The sequence below is a fragment of the Nitrospira sp. KM1 genome, assembly GCF_011405515.1.
Taxonomy (GTDB): Bacteria; Nitrospirota; Nitrospiria; order Nitrospirales; family Nitrospiraceae; genus Nitrospira_C.
On record NZ_AP022671.1, the window covers coordinates 627,240 to 648,877 of the forward strand.

Here is a 21,638-nt window from a genome sequence, read left to right on the forward strand (position 1 = left end):
AGGCCGGAACCGGCCGGCCGGAGAGGAACAAGCAGCGGAAGTGACAGGGTCATTTCTTGACGGAAAAAGATTCCCGGTACCTTTGTTTTGGACAGTCAGCCTGAGGGCCGTCAATGCGCTCATCGAGCAGAATGTTCCTCTCTTTATCTCTTGACTCCCCCTGCAAGCCTACTTAGGCTGTAGCCACACTTGCAGCTACGGAGGAGAACGTGAAGTTTGCCAACGTACGTGAACTGAAAAGTAAGACATCTGAGATGCTCAGAACGGTTGAACGGGGCAACACAGTTCTAGTCACCACACATGGGCGGCCGACAGCGATGCTGGTACCGGTAACAGAAGACGACATCGAAGACACCCTCTTGGCCTATAGTCCCCAGTTGCGAAAGAAAATTGATGAGGGGCTGAAGGATATTCGAGCAGGGAAAACGATGGAATTGTCGGAATACCGCAAATCCCGCTTCAAGAAAAAGGCGCGCACCAGGTGACCTATCAGGTCTACTTGTCGGCGCATGCGCAACGGGACCTCGACAGATGCTCGGACAAGATAGCCAAGCAGATTCTCGCCGATTGTGCCCGCCTCGCCGATGATCCGATTCCTGATGGAAAGCGCATCAAGAAGCTGCAAGGGATGAGGGTGCCCTGTATCGATTGCGAGCGGGAGACTATCGAGTCGTTTTCTCACGATCAGGAACCCGAATCGACATCGTGCGCGTGCTGAGTAAACCGGACTTCCAAAAGTTCTACTAAAGGGAAGGTCTGATTAATTCAAAGTTTCATACGCGGATCAGTTGAATTCCCCATGTTTTGCGGGCCCGGTTAATCGCAATCGTGAATTATTCAGACCTTCCCTAGAAAGCCCCACCCTCTACATCATCTCTTGACGGTACCGGAAGAAGTTTCCCGATATTTTGTTATCTCCATGGGGAATGTATGATTGCAAGACTTTACCCTCTCTGTTCCTCAGTAGACGATTACACCTTCGCAGTCAACTTTCCTGTCCCCTTTTTCTTCTTCTCTTATCTTAGGCGCAGCGATCAACAGCATGTGTCACCCATGAAAGTAAAGCATGTTCCTCAGCATGGACCCTTTCAAGTAGCTCGGCTGATGGCATCTTCAGACTTGTAATTTTTCGGGCTAATTCCTGTGGCGGAAGTCCCTGGTTCACTAGAGTGGAAACGTCCAATCCCAGCGGTATTGAACCCACTCCCTCCTGAAATTGAGAAAGCATCGGTAGAACGACTTTCCAGCTTTGCCTTTGAGATACGTCTGGACAAGCCAGAATCCATAACTTGCAGCTCTTCTCAATTAGATCTTTGGCATGCGGTAATGCTGAGACATCATAGATCAGAGTCGGTTCAATACTGCCGGAAGCAATCAGATCTGAAAAATCACAGGCAACGGCATTGGCAGTTTCAATGGCGGCCTTGACCTTGTCAGTCTGCTTTTTCTTGTTGAAGATACCAAACATGATTCCTCCTCCCCAAGATAATGATGTCATCAATCTTACAGAGATCCGAGAATAGCACCATCAAATGAGTATCATGAGCAATCCTCTGACATCGCCGAGCTTCCGATATTTAACTTAGGCCAGCGACTTTCCTTCAGCGGCTTTAAGTAACATGAGAGACTGCGGATGTAGAGACCTTGTATCAAGATTTTTTTGCAACTAGGCCGCTCCGTCCGCCAATCAAGCAGCCTCGTAGCTTTCTCCGAATTGGTCAAATCATTATCTCTCTCTGGTCTCCTTTTCTAGAGGAAGAAGAAAGGGAGCAGGGTACAGAAGCCATCTATACCTATCTGTATGTGTGGCCCCGCGGCGCCTTCAATGACACAGATCGTCGACATCAGGGCCGTTCGATCGGACTGGCAGTCGAGAGGATTCAGCTGCTACGCGTTGACAGACCCGCACCCCTGGTTTGGGAGGATTACCGGCCACCCTCTCAATGACAGTATGGCTAAAGAGGGCGGTGGCTGACTGCTAAAAGTAGGATTGACTGACTTATACTCGTTGAATCACATGTTTTTATAGGAATATGAGCGCTAGCGGTTTCTTTGTCCCGCCGCACAGGGAACCAGCTTGAGGCTTGCTCTTCGCAAACACATGAACTAATCTTTGCCCCGCCCTGGAAGATTTCTCATCTGCGAATGAAGAATGTAACTCCATTTCATGCTAGCACTGTTGTCATCAACGACAAGAGTAAAGAATGGATTCCCACATCGTTTGATAACTTTCTCGAAGAACTGAGACATCTTGAAGATCAATTCAATACTGATGACCGCTTGCTTATCTTTCGTGGTCATCGAAGAAGACAATGGCTATTGGATTCTACATTTGTTAGATCTTGCAAGGCGGTCTTATTCGGTCTTAAGGAATATCAACGTTTTTCCACGCGCCTTGCGAATTCAAGTAATCTACATTTCGCCCTTCTAAACCTGTTCCTCTTTAAGTTCGGAATCTTAGCTCGCCCGTCAGCAGAACTACACACATTGGAAACATCACGCGGCATCGATCCTTGGTTTGAATTCATGAAACGAGTTCAACAACATCCCGATGAAGGCCATGACGGTCCTTTTTGCCTAAAAGGAACGAACATTTTAGATTGGACGAAGTCATCCGACGTTGCCTTGTATTTTGCCAATGATAATAGGGCGGGAGACGGAGCTGTTTTTGTCAGTGACTCGACCGCGACTGGCAAAACATTACAGGTTGTGCCAGTTGGTTCCATTCTCGATAAGATGCATCAAGATGGAAATGCCGGCAAGGCGCTGGGTGTGCCGTTGATGTTCCATCCAGAACATCAAATCCTAAATCAAAGGGCGAAAAACCAGCAGGCGATTTACTTCGCTCAGATGGAGCTCAGAGTTGACCTGGAAGTCATTTGGCGCGAACAGGAAAAATGGTTAGAAGACGAAACCATAGTTATCAAGCTTGTCTTGCCAAGCGGTACTGAGACGCAGGTGAATGAATATCTGCTCAGAAAGGAAATTACTGCGGGATTTCTTTTTCCGATGAGCTAAAGATGGTACGCGAGAAATCACTCTTCCAATTCTTATAGCGATGATGAGGCATTCGCCTAACCCCACTCGCTGCAGCCTGCCGCAAGCGCGCTTCTTCTTGTTTTTAGCGTTTGAGCCGTTTTTCAGCTTCCATATACTGACGGCATGCTCATTTTTCAGGTTGAGGTGGTGGAGGGCTTGGCTGTTGAGTTCCCGACTGATTCAGTCGGGACCGGTTTCTGAAGGACCACCATATTGTTAAGGAGTGATTCAGTATCTGTAATCCGCAGTAGGTGACTAGGAAGCAAAGGAATGAAAAGAGAATCTGGGTAATAGGCATTCCATCTGTTATGTATTTACCAAATGCCCATAGGGCAAGAGTGTATCCCAGCAGAAAGATGAGACATAAAATAGTCCACACATGCCAATCAACGATTTTGTCAGCAACACGAGCAACACTATTGGCATTGGACCAAGCAGCCACAGCCTGAATGTAGAATATCAAGGAGGCAATAGCGAAGCCAAAGAGAATACTTGTAGCTGTGAGAAGATCGTTTAGATGAGCACGAATTGGGGCGATCGCTGTTGGATCATAAAAAAACCAAATGTATGCTCCAACCCAGCTAATGAGAGCAGTCCAAAATTCGCCATCTTTCCAAAGCGCTTTCCGAAATACGACACGCTGAAGGAAATGACCGAGTTCGTAATACATTGCTACTGGAGATCGTCCATCATTCGTGTCATCTTGGTCCATACATCAGTAGTCGTCACCTGCCCCCTATCGTTGATTTCAAAATCAAGCAAAGCATGTTTCCCCAGCTTTTCCGTGTTAAAACTATCCCTCTCAACACCCCGTCGCCCTTTGATCGCCGCATAGCCTAGTTCACCTCGGCCTAGCTTACTACGAATCCATTGAATAAAGCCTCCCTGGCGCTTCAAGCTGGACCTACGCCTTGCACGGAGGGTAACTTCGGCCTTGTGAGCGTCGGACTCTCGAGCAACTATTCCCAGTTCCGTATCCAAATCCTGCCATCCGGGATTGGGACGGACAATCCTCACCGTTGCCTCAGTGATTCGATCCAGTGTTCCAAGGCGTCGAATGAATTCAGGCCCAGGCTCTGCTTCGAGACTAACTGTAACGGGTTCGGCGGCATTACTAGTATTCTCGTTATGAAATTTGTCGATCATCCATTGCAGATAATGTTCCACACTGGAAGGCCAAATACCACGCTGATTTCTTTCGATTAGCATCATGTATCGAACTCCACAGCGCCTTCCTAAAAGGTGTGTCCATTCAACACTAGTTTGCGTGTCCGTTAGCGGATTTGGCTGAACATGAAACGCCTCAGTGTCGAGCACATCAGGTCGATAACCTTTTGTGAAACTCATGAATCGTAAACGCAAATAATTATGTTCTAACTTTGCCTCGCTCAAGACATAAGACTTGTCCCCGGCTTTCATTGCCAAATCGGATAGCCGCCGAGCTTTCCTTCGGACATCAAGAACGAATCTTCCATAGTTAGAGTCTTGCTCCAACCCAGAGATTGTCAGTCTGTAAACTTCCACCTTGCGCTGTTTTGTCGGCATAACAGACCACCCCTATACATTGGTTAACGTCTCTGATGCTCACAGCTCTCCTTTGAAGGCTTTGGGTAGGATGAAGGGCAGAAGTACGGCGAGTTCGTTGGAGGTTTCGGCTCGTTGCATTTCACCGAGTCTATTCTAGTTTTGACCTGCCGCAGCTTTACCTGAATAGGCCGTGAAGGTAGCGACATACGGTAATCAAGAAAGTCCGAGGGATTCAACGCCTACGTCGTGAGGGATGGAGAATGTACCGGGAGTCTTTTGTGAACGCATATTCCTGCTGGCGCTGATGAATGACGGATGCTCAATCTGCATCGTAACTTCTATCGCTTACTTCAGGTGTGAGCCGGGGGAACTTTCGTATGTGATCCGAAAGACCATATCCGTCAGCCATCGCTTGAATGAATCGTTATCCATAAATTGCTTGAACAGCTCCGTATCGTCCTTGAGCACTGCGGTCATCACTCTTGCCAACGCCTTATCGTGTTCAATTTTCGCGTTCTGCCTGTCCGAGTTCTGTTTCGCATTTTGATAGGCCGTGTCAGCAGCCACACGGTTCGGGATGTCTTCTGTGATCAGCTTGTGCACCCGGTCGGCGTCCGTCCAGGGAATGTTGCCGAATTGATCGTTGAAAGATTTGAGAATATTAGAAAGCCGGTCAAGTTCCGCTTCGGGCTTACTCCCCCCGCCTGTCATGGGTACCGGTTCGATCTCGGCGTTCTCATTCGGCAACTGGATCTTCATCGCCGCTTTCTTCTCAATACGGTAACTGTCCATATCGATGGCGTCCAGGATGCCCTTGGAGAGATCCTCTTCTTTCGGCGCCGGCAACTTGAGCACGAGGAAGTTGAGAAAGATGGACAATTTCTCCCACTTGGCATTCGTGTAGGGCAGGATTGAAGAGAGGAAGCCATACGCCCGCAGAAACGCCTTGGCCTTCCCCTTGAAGTCGACTTGCCCATCTTCGTTGAGCTGCTCATTATAGACACCCACGCAGGCGTCCAAGATGGGATCGAGCCTGTCACGGTCGGCTCCGCCGAGATACAGCGTCACAAGCTGCTCGATCTGCGTCGGAGCATACACTTGATAACCGTCGAGCGCGGCTTTCAAGTCATGGAGTTTGTTGGGATCAGTCTCTTCAGCAAGAATCGTCATGCGATAGTAGTCGGCGAAAGCCTCCTGGATCGTGTCGCTATCGTTCATGAAATCAAGTACGAATACATCATGCTTCTGTGGGTGAGAACGATTGAGACGCGAGAGGGTCTGTACGGCCTTGACCCCGGATAAAACCTTATCCACGTACATCGTGTGGAGCAGCGGCTCGTCGTAGCCGGTTTGGAACTTGTCCGCGCAGATCAGAAACCGATAGGGATCCTCCTGTATCTTGTCCGCTATCTGACTTGATGGAAAACCGTTCAGCGAAGCTTCCGATACCTTGACGCCGCCGTACTCGTGTTCGCCTGAGAAAGCCACGATGGGCTTGTGCGGACTCTTCCGTTCTGTCAGATAATCGCGGAAGGCATAGAAATACTGGATCGCCCGCTCGATCCCACTAGTCACCACCATAGCCCGCGCCTGCCCGCCGATCTTGTTCAACGCCAGGACCTGCTCATGGAAGTGATCCACCATGATTTCGGCCTTGAGGCGGATGGCGTGGTCATGACTTTCGACGTAGCGGCGTAGCTTCTTCTTTGCCCGCTTGGTGTCGAACTCCGGATCGCCCTCCACCTTCTTGATCAGTTTGTAGTAACTCTCGACCGGGGTGTAGTGCTTAAGCACATCCAGGATGAACCCTTCCTGAATTGCCTGTTTCATCGTGTAGCTGTGGAAGGGACGATGTTGAATCTTCCCTTCTGCGTCCGGAGGAAGTGCCGCGCCGAAAATCTCCAACGTCTTGTTCTTTGGGGTGGCGGTGAAGGCGAAATAACTCGCGTTTGGAAGAAGCTTCTTGGCCTCCATGAGACGGTTGATTTTATCTTCAATGGTTTCGTCATCCTCCTCAGCTCCGGCAACCGAGAGCGCGATGCTAAGGGCAGCCGCTGTCCGACCACCCTGGCTGGAATGCGCTTCATCGATAATGATGGCGAATTTCTTCCCACGTTGCTCATTTCCAATCTCATCCAGGATGAATGGAAACTTCTGCACCGTGGAGATGATGATCTTCTTCTCCTCGGCAATGAATTTCCGTAGATCCCCGGAGTGCTCGGCATGCGCCATCGTTGCGCCCACCTGGGCAAACTGTTTAATGGTGTCACGGATTTGCTTATCGAGGATGCGACGATCTGTGACCACGATGATCGAGTCAAAGGCCGATCCTTCGTCCTTAGGCAATCCGATGAGCTGATGTGCGAGCCAGGCAATGGAATTCGACTTGCCGCTGCCCGCTGAATGCTGAATCAAGTAACACCGGCCGACCCCGTGCTGTCGTGCATCGGCAAGGAGCTTGCGCACCGCATCGAGCTGATGAAAGCGGGGCCAGATCTGTACCGCCCTCTTCCTGCCTGTCTTCTCATTCTTTTCTTCGACAACCTGAGCGTAGTTCTCCAGAATATCGGTCAGCCCTTCCCGGCTAAGAATCTGCCGCCATAGATAGTCGGTCTTAATGCCATGTGGGTTAGGCGGATTCCCTGCTCCATCGTTCCAACCTTGATTGAAGGGAAGAAACCATGACCCTTTCCCTTTGAGATGCGTACAGAAGCGGACTTCGTGATCATCTACCGCGAAGTGTACGATGCAGCGTCCAAACTCGAAGAGCTTCTCGTGCGGATCACGGTCCCGCTTGTATTGCTCTACCGCATCTTCGACCGTCTGCTTCGTAAGATTGTTCTTGAGCTCGAACGTGGCGATCGGCAAGCCATTGATGAATAGACAGAGATCGAGCGCTCGTTGTGTTTCATCACGGCTATAACGAAGCTGCCGCGTAACGGAGAAGCGATTGGCGGCATAGAGAGACTCGGCCTTCTCATTGCCCGGCGACGGCGTACCGCAAAATAAAGAGACATCGTACGGCCCGTCCTTGACGCCGTGCCTAAGCACATCAATAATTCCACGTTTGGTTATCTCCCCCTGAAGTCGAGACAGAAACTTGCGCCTTGTCGGGCTATCGTTATAGAGGTCCAGTGACTCCGCCGTTTTAGGCTGAGTGGCGTGGAGAAAGGCACGAAGTTGGGTGAGATCGACACAGAACTCGCGGTCGTAGTCTTCGGCTTGACCGACAATCCATCCGGTACCGCCATATCGTTCCCGAATAAGGCTGACGCCCTCACCAGCAGGCGGTGATTCGCCGGATCGCCGGCCAGCCATCGCCGCAACGATAAGGCTTTCGAGACCTTTCTCGCTGGTGTCGGTGTTCACGCTACCTCTCCAATCAGTCAAGTGACCATCAAGTACTTAAAGGCTCTCTTACCTATGATTTCAAAAGAGTAGGCTCTCGGACTTGCTCATCAGACCCCATTCTAATCAAGTACCCATCAAGTACCGGAATGCCGGTCTGATAAATAAGACTTTCAACACTTGACTGGTTCATGTGCTGATAAGGACGACTCGAGCCTAGCGCGCGGCAGGTATAACGGATAACCACCCCTTGTCCTGAAGCACCTGCCAGGCTAGGCCAATCTGTTGCGGCGAGAATCGACGCTTCCGCTCGTTCCATTCAAACGTCGCTACGGTGGCCTTCTCTAGTGTGCTCGCACCTTCCTGAGTCGTAACCCAGTGGACGGTAGACAAGAGTTCCAAGCCAAAGGGTGTTTCGAACCCCTTCACCAAATCCGCAACTCGCTCGAATCGACGTTGGGTGATCGGATGTCCAGTCAGAAATTGCGCGGCTTCCTGGACGGAGCCAGGCACCAGTTCGAGTGGTTTTTCCGGATCATCAATTTCATCCGTATAGCCGGATGTCAAATAGCCTTCCACGCTGAGGAGTAGATGGCGAAGATTCTCCGCGTAGGGACCGTACGGAGCCTTGACATACCTGAGCCGCAGCGTCGTTTCTCCGGCCGCTTGCATGAAGTAGAAAAGCTTGTGGACCTCCAGCAAACTGATGAACGGGTCCATCAGCCCGGCAAGATAGTGCTGCATCAAAACCACAAGCGCAGCGCGTGCTTCCGTCATCTTCGGTACGGGCCCCGATGATGAGAGCGATTCTGCAGAGACAGGAGAGCCCGCTGGACTGAAAAGCAGTACTCGTACATCCGGGACTGCCATCAAGGCCTGCTCGATTCGAGGTCGTACGTCTCCCCAATCGAGCCCTCCTTGTCCACATCCAAGCGGTGGAATAGCGATAGAGCGAATGCCTAGCCGTAGGATTTCTGCGACGAGCGCCTTAAGTCCGGACTCGATATCAGTGAGCCGACTCTTCCCTTTCCAATGCCTCTTCGTGGGAAAATTGATGATGTAGCGAGGATTGGTAAGGCTGTTGATTCCGAAGACGAACATCTTCCCCGGCTGTAATTCCTTGCGCTTGCAGACCGCTTCGTAGGCCTTGAAGTTGTCTGGGAAGGCTTTGCGAAACTGGAGGGCAATCCCCCGCCCCATGATCCCGACACAGTTGACTGTATTCACCAACGCTTCCGCGTCGGCAGCCAGAATGTCACCTGATGTAATGGCAATCATGGGAGCGGCTCCTCTTCAATAATACCAATCACGAAGAATTTCAACAGGCGGCCTGTGAGCAGCACCCTGGAGAGCTGCTTCAGACTCGGCCTTTATCCTTGCAGAATAGACCCCAATCCGGCGAACCAATTCCCATGGAAACGATCCATGAACGAGAAATTCGGCCTGTTTACCTTCTTTCACATCAGAAGACCGGAAGTCGGTCTCAGCCACAGCAGCCTAGAACCTATCTCAAAATGGTTGTGTCGATGAAAGAAGTCTCTATAATGTGCCCGCATGCTGCGGTTGCGCGACGACCAATGGGAACGGATTCGGGAACATTTTCCCGAGGAACACATTCCCGAAGGCCGCCCCGGCCGCAAACCGGTGCCCGCCCGTGCCGTCTTGGAGGCGGTCTTGTGGATCCTGAACACTGGCGCGCAATGGCACCTGCTGCCGCAGTGCTATCCCAACTACAAAACGGTGCATCGCCGCTTTCAGCAGTGGTGCGACCGCGAGGTGTTGCGCGACATGCTCACGCAGTTGGCTAATACGTTGCGCGAGGAAGGCGCGATCGACGAGCGCGAGAGCTTCATTGATGCGACGTTTGCCTCGGCGAAGGGCGGAGGCGACGACATCGGGCCGACCCGCCGGGGCAAAGGCGTGAAGATTCTCGCCATTGTCGATCGGCATGGGTTGCCGCTCTCGGTGAGTACGCATGCCGCGAATCATCATGAGGTCACCTTAGTGCAACTCAGCTTCAATTTCTACATGCTGGAGGCCAAACCCGAGCATCTTATTGGCGATCGCGCCTATGACAGTGATGGGCTCGATGACGAGCTGAAGCAGAACGGCGTCAACATGATCGCGCCCCACCGCTCCACGCGAAAACTGAAGACCCAAGATGGTCGCCATCTGCGCCGCTACCACCGTCGCTGGCTCGTCGAACGCTTCTTTGCATGGCTGCAATGGAAGCGGCGCTTGCTGATCCGCTGGGAGTATTACGCCACCAACTTTCTCGGATTTGTGCAGCTTGCATCCATCACCATGCTCCTGAAGCAATTTTGAGATAGGTTCTAGTTAATCTGATCGAGCTTATCTAGTCCATCGCAAATCTGAACATAATAGGAACCCGCGTTCGAAAGACTAAACGTCCACAGACGCTCCTTTCTCTCTGCCCATTCCACAACCTCGTGCAGATCTGCCTCTAAATGAACAATCGGTTCCTGTCCACCTCGATAACTTAGGTCTGGATGATTGGCACAATGAATCAAGTACAACATTACAGATCGTGGGCAGAAATAGAATGGGACATAGTCGCCAACCTTCGTTCCAGCATGGCATGAAACGGAGATCTCTTCGATTCGCCGGCGTTTGATCTCGGACATCCCAATTGTCACGCTTGGACCACCCCGAGCAGCAATAGTGGCATCACACAAAAGCGTTCCGTCACCCACGATAGTCACCAGATTATCGATATGGGTAATGTGATAAATCTTAGGGCGATCAGGGACCGGCTCACGTCTCGGCCTCTTCAGACACCGCGTCGAGGTCTTCGCTTTCCGGATCATTTTCGCGTTCCGCGACCGCTTCAGCATCATCGAGAGGTCCGGGCTCTTCTGATGCGTCCGGCAGCTTGGCTGCTGCCTCCCGCACATCAAGCTTGCCGGTGACCACGTCGGCGATCAGGCGAGTGCGGTATTCGCGAAGCAGACAGATCTCGCGTTCTGCGAACTGCAAAGCCGACTCGACTTCCGTGGTAGCGTCCTTTACCCATCCAACGATTTGGTGTTGCTCGTCGATCGGCGGCAGAGCCACACGAAAGTGACGAAGATCTTCACATGTAAGTGCGCCCTTTGTGCTCCCGGAATCGTCACTCATACGGCGCAGTTCTGAATATGCAGCACCAAGGAACTTCTGCAAGTACTCTGATGTGGCGATCCTATCGTGCTTACGCGGCGTGATGAACGCGATGTGTTGATTGATCGTTGCCTCAATCATCAGAACAGCGGCTCTCCCACGCGTCTTTCCCTGCCCTGTGATCGCAACTAGCACGCTGCCTGCGGGAACACGAGGCAAGTGGCACTCCCGTAGCGCCGAATCGGTGACCAATTGGTCAGACGCCACAATGGAGCCAGCATTTACGCTGCTACTGTTAAGCCACGGGTACGTGCCGTCACTCCAATAAGACGTGTTGCCGCGTGATGGCGTTGAGCCATTGCCGATAGCAGCAAAATGTCCAATCTGCCAGACCTCCCAATGTGCCGGCACATCCCCCAACCATTCCACGCCTGAGGGTTTGAGGCGGACACTGGGGTCGAGACCGCGTGTCACAGCATGGTGAATGATGGCCTGCTTCTGCTCCTCCAGCAGTTTGATTAGCTTCTGCTTGGTGCGGATATAGCGCTGGATACGTCGGTCGGCATGGTCGAGGAAGTGGACGATGGCGGATTGTTCGGACCCGGGAGGGGCGCAAAACGGGGTCTCCTTCATCCGAGCTTGTGACAAGTCCCACTGACCAATCCGCACACCATCGGATGCTTGCGTGAAGAATGGAACGTAGGTCTTCGAACGAATTGCTGCATGAAAGAATTCGCCCTCAACCCCGTTCACATCGAATACAAAGTACGCAGGGCTAACAATGCCATCATGGTGCGACACTCCGTATGAGCCTTGCCATGCCTTCATCTTGTTCATCGCAAACTGCCCGACACGAACGACCTTGTAGTTGCTCAAATCATCAGGGATGAAGTTGTGGTTCTCGTCCTTGCTTGTCGTGTCTCGTTGAATCACGCCTTTCTCTCGCACGACAGAAAGCAGTGGCAGATCAGGTTGATTGCGGTCAGTTACTCGATCCAATACATGTCGTAGTTTTCGTACCTCCCAATGCTCTGGCACATCCCCTAGCCAGGGCACACCGGAGTCCTTCATGGCTGGATAGGGTTTGAGGCCAGCAATCATGCTCCTTCACTCCCTGTCGGGCCAGTCTGCCAGTCTTGAGCGATCCGTTCCCAATCCGTGTTTCTCGAGATGGGCTGGCTGTCTTCGTCCTTGCCCACCCACACCCCCCAGAACTCCGGGTCGTCGGAGCGTGGTTGCTGTGACTTCGGTAGATCGTTCATCTTCACAAGGACCGGCAACTCTGACGCCCAACCAAGAAGAATTGCGCTCTGTGACGGTAGGGATGGAAGCTCGCGGAGCAGGCCTCTCAGATTGTCTGGAACGAGGCGTTGGACCAACTCCTGATCGCGGTCGTTGCTTATCCGGTGGAGAAGAAACGTGTTGCACTGCGATAGCACAGTGGGTGAAAGCTCAGACGGTCGCTGCGAGGAAAGGACCAATCCGAGTCCAAACTTCCGGCCCTCGCGGGCGATACGCTCGAAGACCTGACAACAAACAGATGCCGCGTCCTGATTCTCGATATCCTCCTTGTACCGCTTTATAAAGGTGTGGGCCTCTTCCATGACGAGAACTGTTGGGAGCGCCACACCGTTTAATTTCACGTAACGTTGGAGTGCTTCAAAAATCATACGGGCAATCACAGCTGTCACAATATGAACGACTTCCGTTGGCACCAAGGAAAGGTCGATCACTGACACACAACCATTCTCGGCATTGTCGGTGCCAACGTAGTTTTCGAGCCATCCTTGGAGTGTTGTGGCAGTCGAGCCGCCCATGATGGGCTTCATGCGTGTGTCGGTCAATAACGCGCGTATTCGTACGAGCAGGGTTTCGACGTGCTCGGAGACGTTGAGCATCTCCGCTACCGCCTCGATGCAGCGAAGAAGGGATGTGCCCTCGAATGGACGAGGGGCATCGACATCCGCAGGGATCACGTCAGCTTCCGTGCCGCCGAATGCTGAATGAGCCTCGCTTGCAGCCGCCAGCAATTCTTGGATCTCAGGCCTGGTGAAGTCGTGGTGAGCATATTGGACTCGCCGTGGTACGCAGAGAGCCTCGATTTTTCCAACGAGCGCCTGCAGTTTGGTGTGCTGATCGCCGCCGAAAGACGGCAAGTCGGATTCAAGCCCCGTTTTCCATTTCTCCAATTTTTCGAAGAACGACTTGGGCTTTGGGAATGCTCCCCAGGGACTGCCGCTGTTCTGCTCAATCCGAATAGTCGTCACGATCGTACGAAGAAAGCTGCGCATCTCGTGATTGGAGTCGGCTGTAGGCTCTATATCGCTGTCGCGAATAAAGCGGAGCGCATGCATTAGTGTAGGTCGCTGTGTCTTTGCGCTTGCCTGTGTGAACGAGCACCACTCGGCGCTATTCCAGAACCACAACGGAACTTTCAACGCCCTTTCGCCTTCAGCAGGATTCACCTTGAAGATTCTCGCCTTGGCCGAGTCGGCGGCGGCGAAGGCTCGTGAATATTCGCCGTTCGGGTCGAGGACGATGAACCGGGCATTTGGCTGACCTTGTTGGCGAATCGCATGCGCCTCTTCGAGGCCCCAGCGAATCAACCCGGCAACCGAACAGGATTTCCCGCTCCCGGTGTTTCCGAGGACGGCTAGGTGCCGCCCGAACAAGCGGTTCGGATCGACGCGTACCTCAGCATCACCGGCAAGAGGGCTTGTCCCAATCTTGACGCGCCGACGCTCGCCGGACTCGACAATTGAGCGAAGCTGTAACTCGGTTGGGAGCATGACCGCAGCGCCAATCGATGGCAGCGCATCGGCGCCGCGCGTGAATACGTAACCCCTCTCTTTACCAGTCTTCTCTGGTCGAACGCGTAAGGTGCCGAGCGGGTTGAGCCGTAGCCTGCGTGATGGAAAGGGTAGATCCACGAGGCCAAAGTCCTGCATTCCGCGCCGTTTGGGGAATGCCGACCGTTCCACGGTCAACCATTCAACCTGGCCGACCAATAACCCTTCATCTACAGAGATCAGCAGATAGCCGTTTACTCGGGGGAAGGGTCGGGGTGCTCCGGCGTTGAGCGCTACCGACCCGGGCGCCTCAATGTCGAGAGCGACCTTGATCTCGTCAGGCGAGACGAAATCGACAGTGCCGATCAAGAGGCTCCCTGCCTGCTCGAAGGGCGCTTGGCTCACGACACTGAACCTCCACCATCAGGCACGGCTTCGCTAACAGTGTCGTGTTGGGCTTGCTGCGTGCCCCACCTGGCTTTCAGCAACTCCGCCATGCGGAACGTGGTGCGGTCGATGGCCGGTTTCGGCAGGTAGTGTTCGACGAGAATCGCGAGGTTACCGAGATGATCTCCAAGCAACAGCGTGATTTGAGCATGTCTCCTCAACTTCTCATACGTGCGCATAATTCGGCCGAGGGGGTCGCCGTAGGCGATGATTACGAGATGTGCCGACGGAATCGTCAGCATGTCCTCGATGACCCGGTTGATGTGGTCGTCGCCGAAGCTATAGCCATAGCAGACCAAGGTGCTGTTGGGACGACAAATCCCTGCGGCGAAGTCGCGGAACAGTTCGACATACGGATGCGAGGCCGTCTCCCGGTCCTTAGCGGCATTCGGATAGATCATGAACCGCATTGCATCAGCGCCGTTAAGTCCCGGAGCGTTGAGATAAGGCGCGGCATCCTCCGCGCCAAACGGCAGTCCGATCCGCCGGATGGTGCGTTCCACATCCACCCAATCGACCGATCCATGTAGCTTCGTGAACCGTGCCACGCCTTCAAGATAGCGCGGTTCGCCTCGGATGCCGGGCGGGTTGTAATGCAAATCGATATCCAGGCGCGACGCCCGGAATAGCGGCGCAAGGGTTCCGACGAAGCGGTCAATCAGCCGAAGCCCAGCCACATCTGCACCGGCTTCAATATAACGGTCGTAGTTCGTCGTGAATAGATTCAGACGATCTCTCGTGCCAGATCGGCTGGCGAAGCTCATCAGAAAGCTGACGAGGTAGTTAAACGCCTCCTCTCGCTTCACCGTAGCCGTTGCTGCCAGGCTCCGCTCCGCCTTGAGGATCGAATTAGCAAACGAGGCAAGGGCGCTTTTCAGGTCCTTCCGCAGCCCTTCGACCTGCTCCTGTTCATGGGAATCTCCTGCCTTGGTTGACGCGACGATCTCGAGGCCCCGCAAAAGCTCGTTGGCCGCACGGATCTGGTCCTCAAAGTTGCCACTGTTCCGCCCTGCCATCGTAGCGACGCGTTTTGCATCCTCCGTGATTTCCGCGGACAGCACGTCGAACTTGACAGCGGTCATACCAGGTAACTCCGCCTCTGTCGCGAGTCCGTGAATGGCGTGAGTCAACCCGGAGCCGAGAAGCAAAGACAGGTGCTCAGACTGGACGAGGGCCGTCAGCCAAGGTTCGATGCGCGGTCGTAATTTCTCTGGACCAAAGGTCTCATCGGCCTTCGCCCAGGAGCAGGGGGTGTCAGGAGATACTTTGAAGGCTTTGCTAGGTTCCGTTGTGGTTGCATCGTACCTGATGAAGATTGGAGCAGGGTCATCGCGAGTCTTGAGAATCTGCCCTTGAGCCCTGATGTGTTGCTGAACTTGCTCCGGCATCATTAGTGGCCACCTCCGACAATCTCCCCCAATAACCCCTCTGTCACCTTCTCCAGCGCCAGGATATCCGCCCGAATCTCCTCCAGCGTGCGTAGCGGCTGCGGCTTGTAGAAGTAACGCGTGAAGCTAATCTCGTAGCCGATTTTGATACTCTCCGGGTCGTACCATGCGTCCGGTACGTGGGGGAGCACCTCTCTACGGATGAACGCTTCGATACCGCCTTTTTCCAATAATGGAATTTGCTCTGTGTCACGCAGTTCGGTATCGGGCTCGTATTCCACCACAACGGATTTGCCGCTGATCGTTGCCTCAAACAAGCCGAACAATGGATCGGACTTCGCCCCTTTCTTATGGATCGTTTTGATCACCGGCTGGGCCTTCTCATCCCGCTCGCCCGTCTCCTTGAGCGCTTTGATCTCTTTGGGACTGTACACTTTGCCGGAATCAATTCCCTTGAGCCGCAGCGGCCGCTCGACCGTCACTTTCCAATAGCCGAATGCCTCGTTGCGAAATATCTTCGACTGCTCGGTCTCTTTGAAATCAAGAAATGTCCGACAGATGCGCTGGATGTCGTCGTCCGACAGCTCACAGTTCTTCTTGCCCAGGTTCTTGCGCAGCGGCTTGAACCACTGTGTGGCGTCGATGAGTTGGGTTTTGCCTTTACGATGATCCGGTTTCCGGTTGGTGAGAACCCAGACATAGGTGGCGATGTCGGTGTTGTAGAACATGTTCAACGGCAGGGCAACGATGGCTTCCAGCCAATCGTTTTCGATGATCCAGCGACGAATGTTGCTTTCGCCTTGGCCGGCATCGCCGGTGAAGAGCGATGAGCCGTTGTGTACTTCGGCAATCCGGCTGCCGAGTTTGGTCCTGTGCTTTATCTTGGACAGCATGTTGGCCAGGAACAACATCTGTCCGTCGCTCGATCGCGTGATCAGCGAGTATTCGGAATCGCCTCCGTGCTGAATCATGAAGCGCGGATCTTTGAGACCGTCCTTCCCGCCCAGGCGTTCGAGATCGCTCTTCCAGCTCTTCCCATAAGGTGGATTCGAGAGCATGAAATCGAATTCCCTTGAGGGGAAGGCATCGTTGGACAGCGTGGAGTGCTCCGGTCCCCCGACAAGATTGTCCGCCGCTTCCCCTTCGCCTTTCAGCAGGAGATCGGCCTTGGCGATGGCATAGGTTTCGGCATTGATCTCCTGCCCATAGAGGTGCGTGGCCACTTTCTTCTTATGCTCGGCCGCCAGTTGTTGCAGCGTGTCTTCCGCCACCGTCAACATGCCGCCCGTGCCGCAGGCACCGTCGTACAGCAGATACGTCCCTGACTGAATCTTTTCGGCGATCGGCAGGAAGATCAGCTTGGCCATTAATTTCACGGCATCACGCGGTGTCCAGTGTTCGCCGGCTTCTTCGTTGTTTTCTTCGTTGAACCGGCGAACCAGTTCCTCAAAGATCGTCCCCATTGCGTGGTTGTCCAGTCCTGGATGTTTGACCGATCCGTCGTTGTTCTTGACTGGATTCGGGCTCAGATTGATGTCCGGCGACAGGAACTTGCTGATCAATGTACCGAGGGCATCAGCTTTGGAGAGGCGCGGGATCTGATTGCGAAACTCGAAATTGTCCAGGATGTCCTGAACGTTCGGGGAGAATCCATCCAGGTACGCTTCGAAGTCAGCCTTGAGTTGTTGTTGGCTGGATCGGGCGCTGAGATCGCGAAGCGTAAACTTAGACTTGTTGTAAAAATCTTGGCCGGCCGCCTGCCGCAACGCGGGATCTTGGTGAACTACTTTGGCCTTATTAAGCGAGGCCTTCATATCCAGCACTGCTTGCTTGGTCGATTCCAATACCGCGTCCAAGCGACGGAGCACGGTCATCGGCAGGATCACGTCCCGATATTTTCCTCGTACATAGAGATCGCGCAGCACATCGTCGGCGATTCCCCAAATGAAGTTCGCAATCCAGTTCAAATCTCCATTATTCATTCATCACTCCACTAAGGGTCGATGGCGCAGTCAATTACGCCATTGGTGGCGGAAAAGCAATCATTCCGAAGGTGGGTTTGGCTGAAAGGACAGGTTTTTTGACAAAGCGCTCGTACTTCTACTGGACTGGCTGAGAGATTCCAAACATACTCATGGGGTGATCAAGATCCTTTGCTTTCTCACTGATATTGGCTAAGGATATAGGCCGGTTTAGGGCCTCGCCCTTCCGGGATGGAGGGTTCATCGCCTCTCCGGTGATCGGAAAGGGACATGGAGCATCTCCACGTCAGGGAACTGGCGCATCACCTTTGAAGAAGAAGATGGCTATTTGGATTTGTTAGATTTGGAGGACTATCACTGATGGCGCCGAAAGGAATGAAAATCGGGATGAAGCCTGCCCATCCGGGAGGGTTCATCAAGACGGAAATCTTGGACGAGCTCGGTCTGAACGTGACCCAGGCAGCCGGAATCCTTGGCGTACGCCGTGCGACACTCTCCGACCTGGTGAATGAAAAAGCCTCGCTGACGCCGGAAATGGCGCTGCGTTTGGAGAAGGCCTTCCGTCTCAGCATGGACATGCTGCTTCAGATGCAGGCCTGGTACGACAGCACCGAGATGCGTAAGCAAGCCGGGAAAATCAAGATCGAGCCCTTCATCCCGGCCTAGTCTTATCAGTTGCCCATGTGGCTGCAGATCCGACCATTCTTTTCATTGACCAGCTGCAGACGGCTGGATCACCAGCCGATAGGTCACAGACCGACCTTCCTCAACATTTGTCGGATTTTTTCATAGGACACCGAGCGTTCGGCCCGTCGTTCATACCAGCGAGCCACATCAATCAGATCCTCTTTGAGCGCTGGATTGGCAAAGAGGTGTTGCAGAACAACTTCCCGTTGTGATCTGGGCAAAGCTTCAAAGGCAGTGAGGAAGACTTCGGCTGTCGCATTTGCTGGTTCATGAATGGCTACTCTTCCATAAGCGTCGAGGCGTCGTGTCAAAGTTGCCCGTCCCAATTCTGCGTCCACTTAACGGTTTGCCGTGATAGCGAGTCGGAATCCCAAGGCACGCAATAAGGCATCGAGGCTGCGAAACTCGGGGGTACCCCGCTCGGAGAGCATTTTGTACAGGCTCTCGCGATTGAGCTTGGTTTTCTCAGCCAGTCGGGCCACACCGCCTTGAGCCTCCGCTACATTCCTCAGCGCCAACATGAACAGTTCAGGATCTTCCTCCTCTAACGCAGCATTTAAATAGTCTTCGGCTTCGCCTATATCACGCAGGCTGTCGATCAAGTAGGGTTGATAAGCCTTGCTCTTTTTCATAACCGCCGTGGTGCGGATGGCGGGGGTCGAACCCGCACGACCCTTTCGGGTCACAGGATTTTAAGTCCTGTGCGTATGCCTGTTTCGCCACATCCGCATCGGATGGAAGAGGATCCGGAGTGTAGCATTTCAATCATAAGGAAAAAAGACGAGGCCGACATCGGTCTTGAACGTGAGCTCTTGACCTGAAGCTTACAGATCGAGGATGGAGATTATGCGCCGGAATGCGAGCGTGCGTGAAAATTCTGACCGGCAGGAAGGATACGATCGAAAATCGGAATGATTCATTATGAACTTCGCGGTACCGAACCCGAGAGAGCGAGATGTCCTTTCAAACGCAAACAGCCTGTGCCAATTCTGGCATCAGGCCGAGTGCGGTCGGAGATGAACACTGCGCGACGCGTCAGCAACGGGTCGCGCGCCGACATACTATATTAGGCCGCTTCTTTCGTATGAAGGTCCCGCTTCTGGACAATGGCCTTGCTGCGGTCCACGACATCTTTCACTCCGCTCTGCACGGCGCGGCCCCAGCGCGTTGCATTCACCTGCGCCTTCTTGGCATATCGCCCGATATCGCGCCGCGTTTCTGCGCCGGTCTGCGGTGCGAACAGCAGCCCGATCCCCGCTCCGACAACCGCCCCGCCCGCGACCAATGCCGCCATCTTTGCCGCATACTTTCCCTGGTCAGACATGTTGCACCCTCCTTCAGAACGGTTAGTTGAACACTGTTGACGCATCCCTCGACATTCTACGAAGGGCTACAGCATCAACCGTGCCAGGGACTATTTTGCGAGAATCTATGGAAAACTTTTTCCCCGCCCGGCCGGGGGTTAACGCGAGTTAATCTATGGTCTCGTTTTGTTCACACTCCGCGACACAGTCGTGATGGAAACCCAACAGGAAAAGTCTGCCCACAACGGTTTTTCGCTACGGAGACCTTGTCTGCATCGGCCGCCGCATAAACTCATGATGGTTGCTTGCTTTGGCCGTATCCCTCCCCTTATGATCCGCCACAACGCCACATGAGGCATTCATGATACGAATGAACGCAATTCCTTATCCGAACATCGACCCCGTCTTCCTGGACCTCGGAGTGGTACAGCTTCGATGGTACGGGCTCATGTACCTGATCGGGCTCACCATCGCCTATTTTGTGATCCGTCAAAAAACTGCCACGTTGGGTCTGGGGCTAACCAAAGACCAGGTCTATGACATGGTCGTGTGGGCGGCGTTCGGTGTCTTCATCGGCGGGCGCCTCGGCTATACGCTGTTCTATAACCTGTCCTATTACCTCGAACACCCGCTGAAGATTTTTGCAGTCTGGGAAGGAGGCATGTCGTTTCACGGCGGGCTGATCGGCACGATCGTGGCGTTGATTTGGTTCGCCAAGCGGCAGCACATCCCGGTCTATACCGTGGCCGACATGGCCGCCGCCGTCACGCCGATCGGACTCGGACTGGGGCGGATGGGAAACTTCATCAACGGTGAGCTCTTCGGAAGAGCATCCGATGTCCCCTGGTGCATGGTGTTTCCCTACGGGGGTCCGGTCTGCCGGCACCCGTCGCAGCTGTACGAGGCAGCATTGGAAGGCGTGCTGCTGTTCACGGCGCTGTGGCTGATCGGAAGACGGCCGACGCCGCCTGGAACCGTGTTCTGGAGTTTCATCACCGGATACGGCATCTGCCGGATGATCGCCGAGCTCTTCCGCGAGCCGGACGCTCACATCGGGTTTCTGTTCGGGTCGTTCTCGATGGGGCAGATTCTCTCATTCCCCATGATCGTGATCGGCAGCTTCATGCTGGTGCTGGGATACCAACGCCGCACGCTCACGAGTGGACCGGCCGGCGGCAAGGTCACGACGGGCTGAGGGCGCGACGCCTTCAATACGGCATTTCGTCGTCGTCCAAACCGACATGATGGCCCAGCTCGTGAACCACCGTGTCCCGTACTTCCTGCCTGATTTCTTCCGGAGTCCGGCACAACCGTAAAATCGGCCCGCGGTAGATGGAGATGCGTGGCGGTTGCTGTCCTCCGGTTTGGAAAAACGCCGGCTCCGCAAGCGAGACCCCTTGGTAGAGTCCCAGCAGGTCGTCCTCCGATTCGAGTTCCAAATCGCGAAGGACATCTGCGGGCGGCTCTTCCTCGACGACCACCGAGACTTCCTCGATCATCTTGTCGTACGGCGCAGGCAGGTCATCGACGGCCTGCTCGACCAAAGCGGCAAAGGCCTCCTCTGAGACATGATGGCGGCGCCGGGCGCTCACGGTCAGAATCCTTTATAGGTGGGATCCTGGTATGATTTCTTGCTGATGTCGTGCTGCAGTCCGCCTTGCTGACTCCGGAGCGGAGGGGAGTCCCAGATCACCTTGTTGCCGGGAGCGAGATTCGCGGCCTCCATATAATGCTTCCGCGCTTCAGCCGGATTGCCCATTCGATCGAGCGTGACACCCAGATTGTAATGCGCTTCGGCCACCGAGGGATCGAGCACGATCGTGTGACGGTACGCCTGTTCGGCCCCGGACCAGTCGCGCGAGGCGAAGAGCGCATTGCCCTTTTGGAGTTCAGCAGCCACCGCCGGCGTGACGTCCGGTGGCGGCTGCAGTGTGTTCATCGCCTGCGTGGTTTTGGAACAGCCGGCGATGAGAGTGAACAGAACTAGCAGAATTCCGGGAACTGACATGG

20 protein-coding genes, 1 tRNA gene and 1 pseudogene are annotated in these 21,638 nt (G+C 53.8%); 7 read left to right on the forward strand and 15 right to left on the reverse strand.

What is annotated here, in order from left to right; all coding sequences use genetic code 11:
* Positions 1-209 precede the first annotated feature (209 nt).
* Both W02_RS02935 and W02_RS02940 read left to right on the forward strand, forming a co-directional pair.
* The gene (locus W02_RS02935) at positions 210-485 is read left to right on the forward strand and encodes a type II toxin-antitoxin system Phd/YefM family antitoxin (RefSeq protein WP_173044648.1); all 276 of its coding nucleotides are present in this window, start codon (positions 210-212) and stop codon (positions 483-485) included.
* Entirely contained in the window at positions 482-718 is a 237-nt protein-coding gene (locus tag W02_RS02940) for a type II toxin-antitoxin system RelE/ParE family toxin (protein ID WP_173044650.1), read from the forward strand. The genes W02_RS02935 and W02_RS02940 overlap by 4 nt, the downstream gene beginning before the upstream one ends.
* A gap of 303 nt (positions 719-1,021) precedes the next feature.
* Here the strand turns inward: W02_RS02940 and W02_RS02945 are convergent, their stop codons facing one another.
* The gene (locus W02_RS02945; RefSeq protein WP_173044652.1) at positions 1,022-1,468 is read right to left on the reverse strand and encodes a hypothetical protein; all 447 of its coding nucleotides are present in this window, start codon (positions 1,466-1,468) and stop codon (positions 1,022-1,024) included.
* A 677-nt stretch (positions 1,469-2,145) separates the two neighbouring features.
* Between W02_RS02945 and W02_RS02950 the strand changes: the two genes are divergently transcribed.
* Positions 2,146-3,018 (forward strand): hypothetical protein, encoded by an 873-nt coding sequence (locus W02_RS02950; RefSeq protein ID WP_173044654.1) that lies wholly within the window; start codon positions 2,146-2,148, stop codon positions 3,016-3,018.
* Between the two features lie 693 nt (positions 3,019-3,711).
* Here W02_RS02950 and W02_RS02955 read toward each other — a convergent pair.
* From W02_RS02955 to W02_RS21960, 4 genes are all read right to left on the reverse strand, one after another.
* Complete coding sequence (locus tag W02_RS02955; RefSeq protein WP_173044656.1) at positions 3,712-4,584, reverse strand: hypothetical protein; 873 nt, start codon at positions 4,582-4,584, stop codon at positions 3,712-3,714.
* 327 nt (positions 4,585-4,911) lie between these two features.
* Positions 4,912-7,935, reverse strand: a complete 3,024-nt coding sequence (locus tag W02_RS02960) for a type I restriction endonuclease subunit R (RefSeq protein WP_173044658.1) — start codon at positions 7,933-7,935, stop codon at positions 4,912-4,914.
* A 195-nt stretch (positions 7,936-8,130) separates the two neighbouring features.
* Positions 8,131-9,192, reverse strand: coding sequence for a macro domain-containing protein (locus W02_RS02965; protein ID WP_173044660.1), 1,062 nt, complete (start codon positions 9,190-9,192; stop codon positions 8,131-8,133).
* A 15-nt stretch (positions 9,193-9,207) separates the two neighbouring features.
* Positions 9,208-9,405: a DarT ssDNA thymidine ADP-ribosyltransferase family protein gene (locus tag W02_RS21960; protein WP_173044662.1), complete on the reverse strand. Its 198-nt coding sequence runs from the start codon at positions 9,403-9,405 to the stop codon at positions 9,208-9,210.
* A gap of 63 nt (positions 9,406-9,468) precedes the next feature.
* Here W02_RS21960 and W02_RS02975 point away from each other — a divergent pair, with 63 nt between their 5' ends.
* Positions 9,469-10,239: an IS5 family transposase gene (locus W02_RS02975; protein WP_173044664.1), complete on the forward strand. Its 771-nt coding sequence runs from the start codon at positions 9,469-9,471 to the stop codon at positions 10,237-10,239.
* Between the two features lie 8 nt (positions 10,240-10,247).
* On the opposite strand, the gene W02_RS21965 is transcribed toward W02_RS02975, so the two are convergent.
* Genes W02_RS21965 through W02_RS03000 form a run of 5 tightly spaced genes read right to left on the reverse strand, consistent with a single transcriptional unit; the run spans position 10,248 to position 17,637 of the window.
* Complete coding sequence (locus W02_RS21965; RefSeq protein ID WP_370467957.1) at positions 10,248-10,772, reverse strand: DUF4433 domain-containing protein; 525 nt, start codon at positions 10,770-10,772, stop codon at positions 10,248-10,250.
* Positions 10,690-12,132: a restriction endonuclease subunit S gene (locus W02_RS02985; RefSeq protein ID WP_173044668.1), complete on the reverse strand. Its 1,443-nt coding sequence runs from the start codon at positions 12,130-12,132 to the stop codon at positions 10,690-10,692. Before W02_RS02985 ends, W02_RS21965 begins: the two co-directional genes overlap by 83 nt.
* On the reverse strand, positions 12,129-14,225 hold the full coding sequence (locus W02_RS02990) for an ATP-binding protein (RefSeq protein ID WP_173044670.1): 2,097 nt from the start codon (positions 14,223-14,225) through the stop codon (positions 12,129-12,131). The genes W02_RS02985 and W02_RS02990 overlap by 4 nt, the downstream gene beginning before the upstream one ends.
* Positions 14,222-15,658: an SIR2 family protein gene (locus tag W02_RS02995; protein ID WP_173044672.1), complete on the reverse strand. Its 1,437-nt coding sequence runs from the start codon at positions 15,656-15,658 to the stop codon at positions 14,222-14,224. Before W02_RS02995 ends, W02_RS02990 begins: the two co-directional genes overlap by 4 nt.
* Positions 15,658-17,637 carry a class I SAM-dependent DNA methyltransferase gene (locus W02_RS03000; RefSeq protein WP_173044674.1) on the reverse strand — a complete coding sequence of 660 codons (1,980 nt, stop codon included), beginning with the start codon at positions 17,635-17,637 and terminating at the stop codon, positions 15,658-15,660. The genes W02_RS02995 and W02_RS03000 overlap by 1 nt, the downstream gene beginning before the upstream one ends.
* 223 nt (positions 17,638-17,860) lie before the next feature.
* Here W02_RS03000 and W02_RS21970 point away from each other — a divergent pair.
* Both W02_RS21970 and W02_RS03010 read left to right on the forward strand, forming a co-directional pair.
* A pseudogene (locus W02_RS21970) lies at positions 17,861-17,998 on the forward strand (type II toxin-antitoxin system RelE/ParE family toxin); the annotation flags it as partial.
* The gene (locus W02_RS03010; RefSeq protein ID WP_173044676.1) at positions 17,998-18,303 is read left to right on the forward strand and encodes a HigA family addiction module antitoxin; all 306 of its coding nucleotides are present in this window, start codon (positions 17,998-18,000) and stop codon (positions 18,301-18,303) included. The pseudogene W02_RS21970 and the gene W02_RS03010, both read left to right, overlap by 1 nt.
* Positions 18,304-18,662: 359 nt before the next feature.
* Here W02_RS03010 and W02_RS03015 read toward each other — a convergent pair whose 3' ends face one another.
* From W02_RS03015 to W02_RS03025, 3 genes are all read right to left on the reverse strand, one after another.
* The gene (locus W02_RS03015; protein ID WP_173044678.1) at positions 18,663-18,956 is read right to left on the reverse strand and encodes an addiction module antidote protein; all 294 of its coding nucleotides are present in this window, start codon (positions 18,954-18,956) and stop codon (positions 18,663-18,665) included.
* A gap of 8 nt (positions 18,957-18,964) precedes the next feature.
* Positions 18,965-19,053, reverse strand: a tRNA-Leu gene (locus W02_RS03020).
* Positions 19,054-19,390: 337 nt separating this feature from the next.
* Positions 19,391-19,648, reverse strand: a complete 258-nt coding sequence (locus W02_RS03025; RefSeq protein WP_173044680.1) for a YtxH domain-containing protein — start codon at positions 19,646-19,648, stop codon at positions 19,391-19,393.
* 359 nt (positions 19,649-20,007) lie between these two features.
* On the opposite strand from W02_RS03025, the gene lgt reads away from it, so the two are divergent.
* Positions 20,008-20,823 (forward strand): prolipoprotein diacylglyceryl transferase, encoded by an 816-nt coding sequence (lgt, locus tag W02_RS03030; RefSeq protein ID WP_173051341.1) that lies wholly within the window; start codon positions 20,008-20,010, stop codon positions 20,821-20,823.
* Between the two features lie 13 nt (positions 20,824-20,836).
* Here lgt and W02_RS03035 read toward each other — a convergent pair whose 3' ends face one another.
* The gene (locus tag W02_RS03035; protein WP_232068632.1) at positions 20,837-21,220 is read right to left on the reverse strand and encodes a metallopeptidase family protein; all 384 of its coding nucleotides are present in this window, start codon (positions 21,218-21,220) and stop codon (positions 20,837-20,839) included.
* Between the two features lie 2 nt (positions 21,221-21,222).
* Positions 21,223-21,636, reverse strand: coding sequence for a tetratricopeptide repeat protein (locus W02_RS03040; RefSeq protein WP_173044682.1), 414 nt, complete (start codon positions 21,634-21,636; stop codon positions 21,223-21,225).
* Positions 21,637-21,638: the final 2 nt, after the last annotated feature.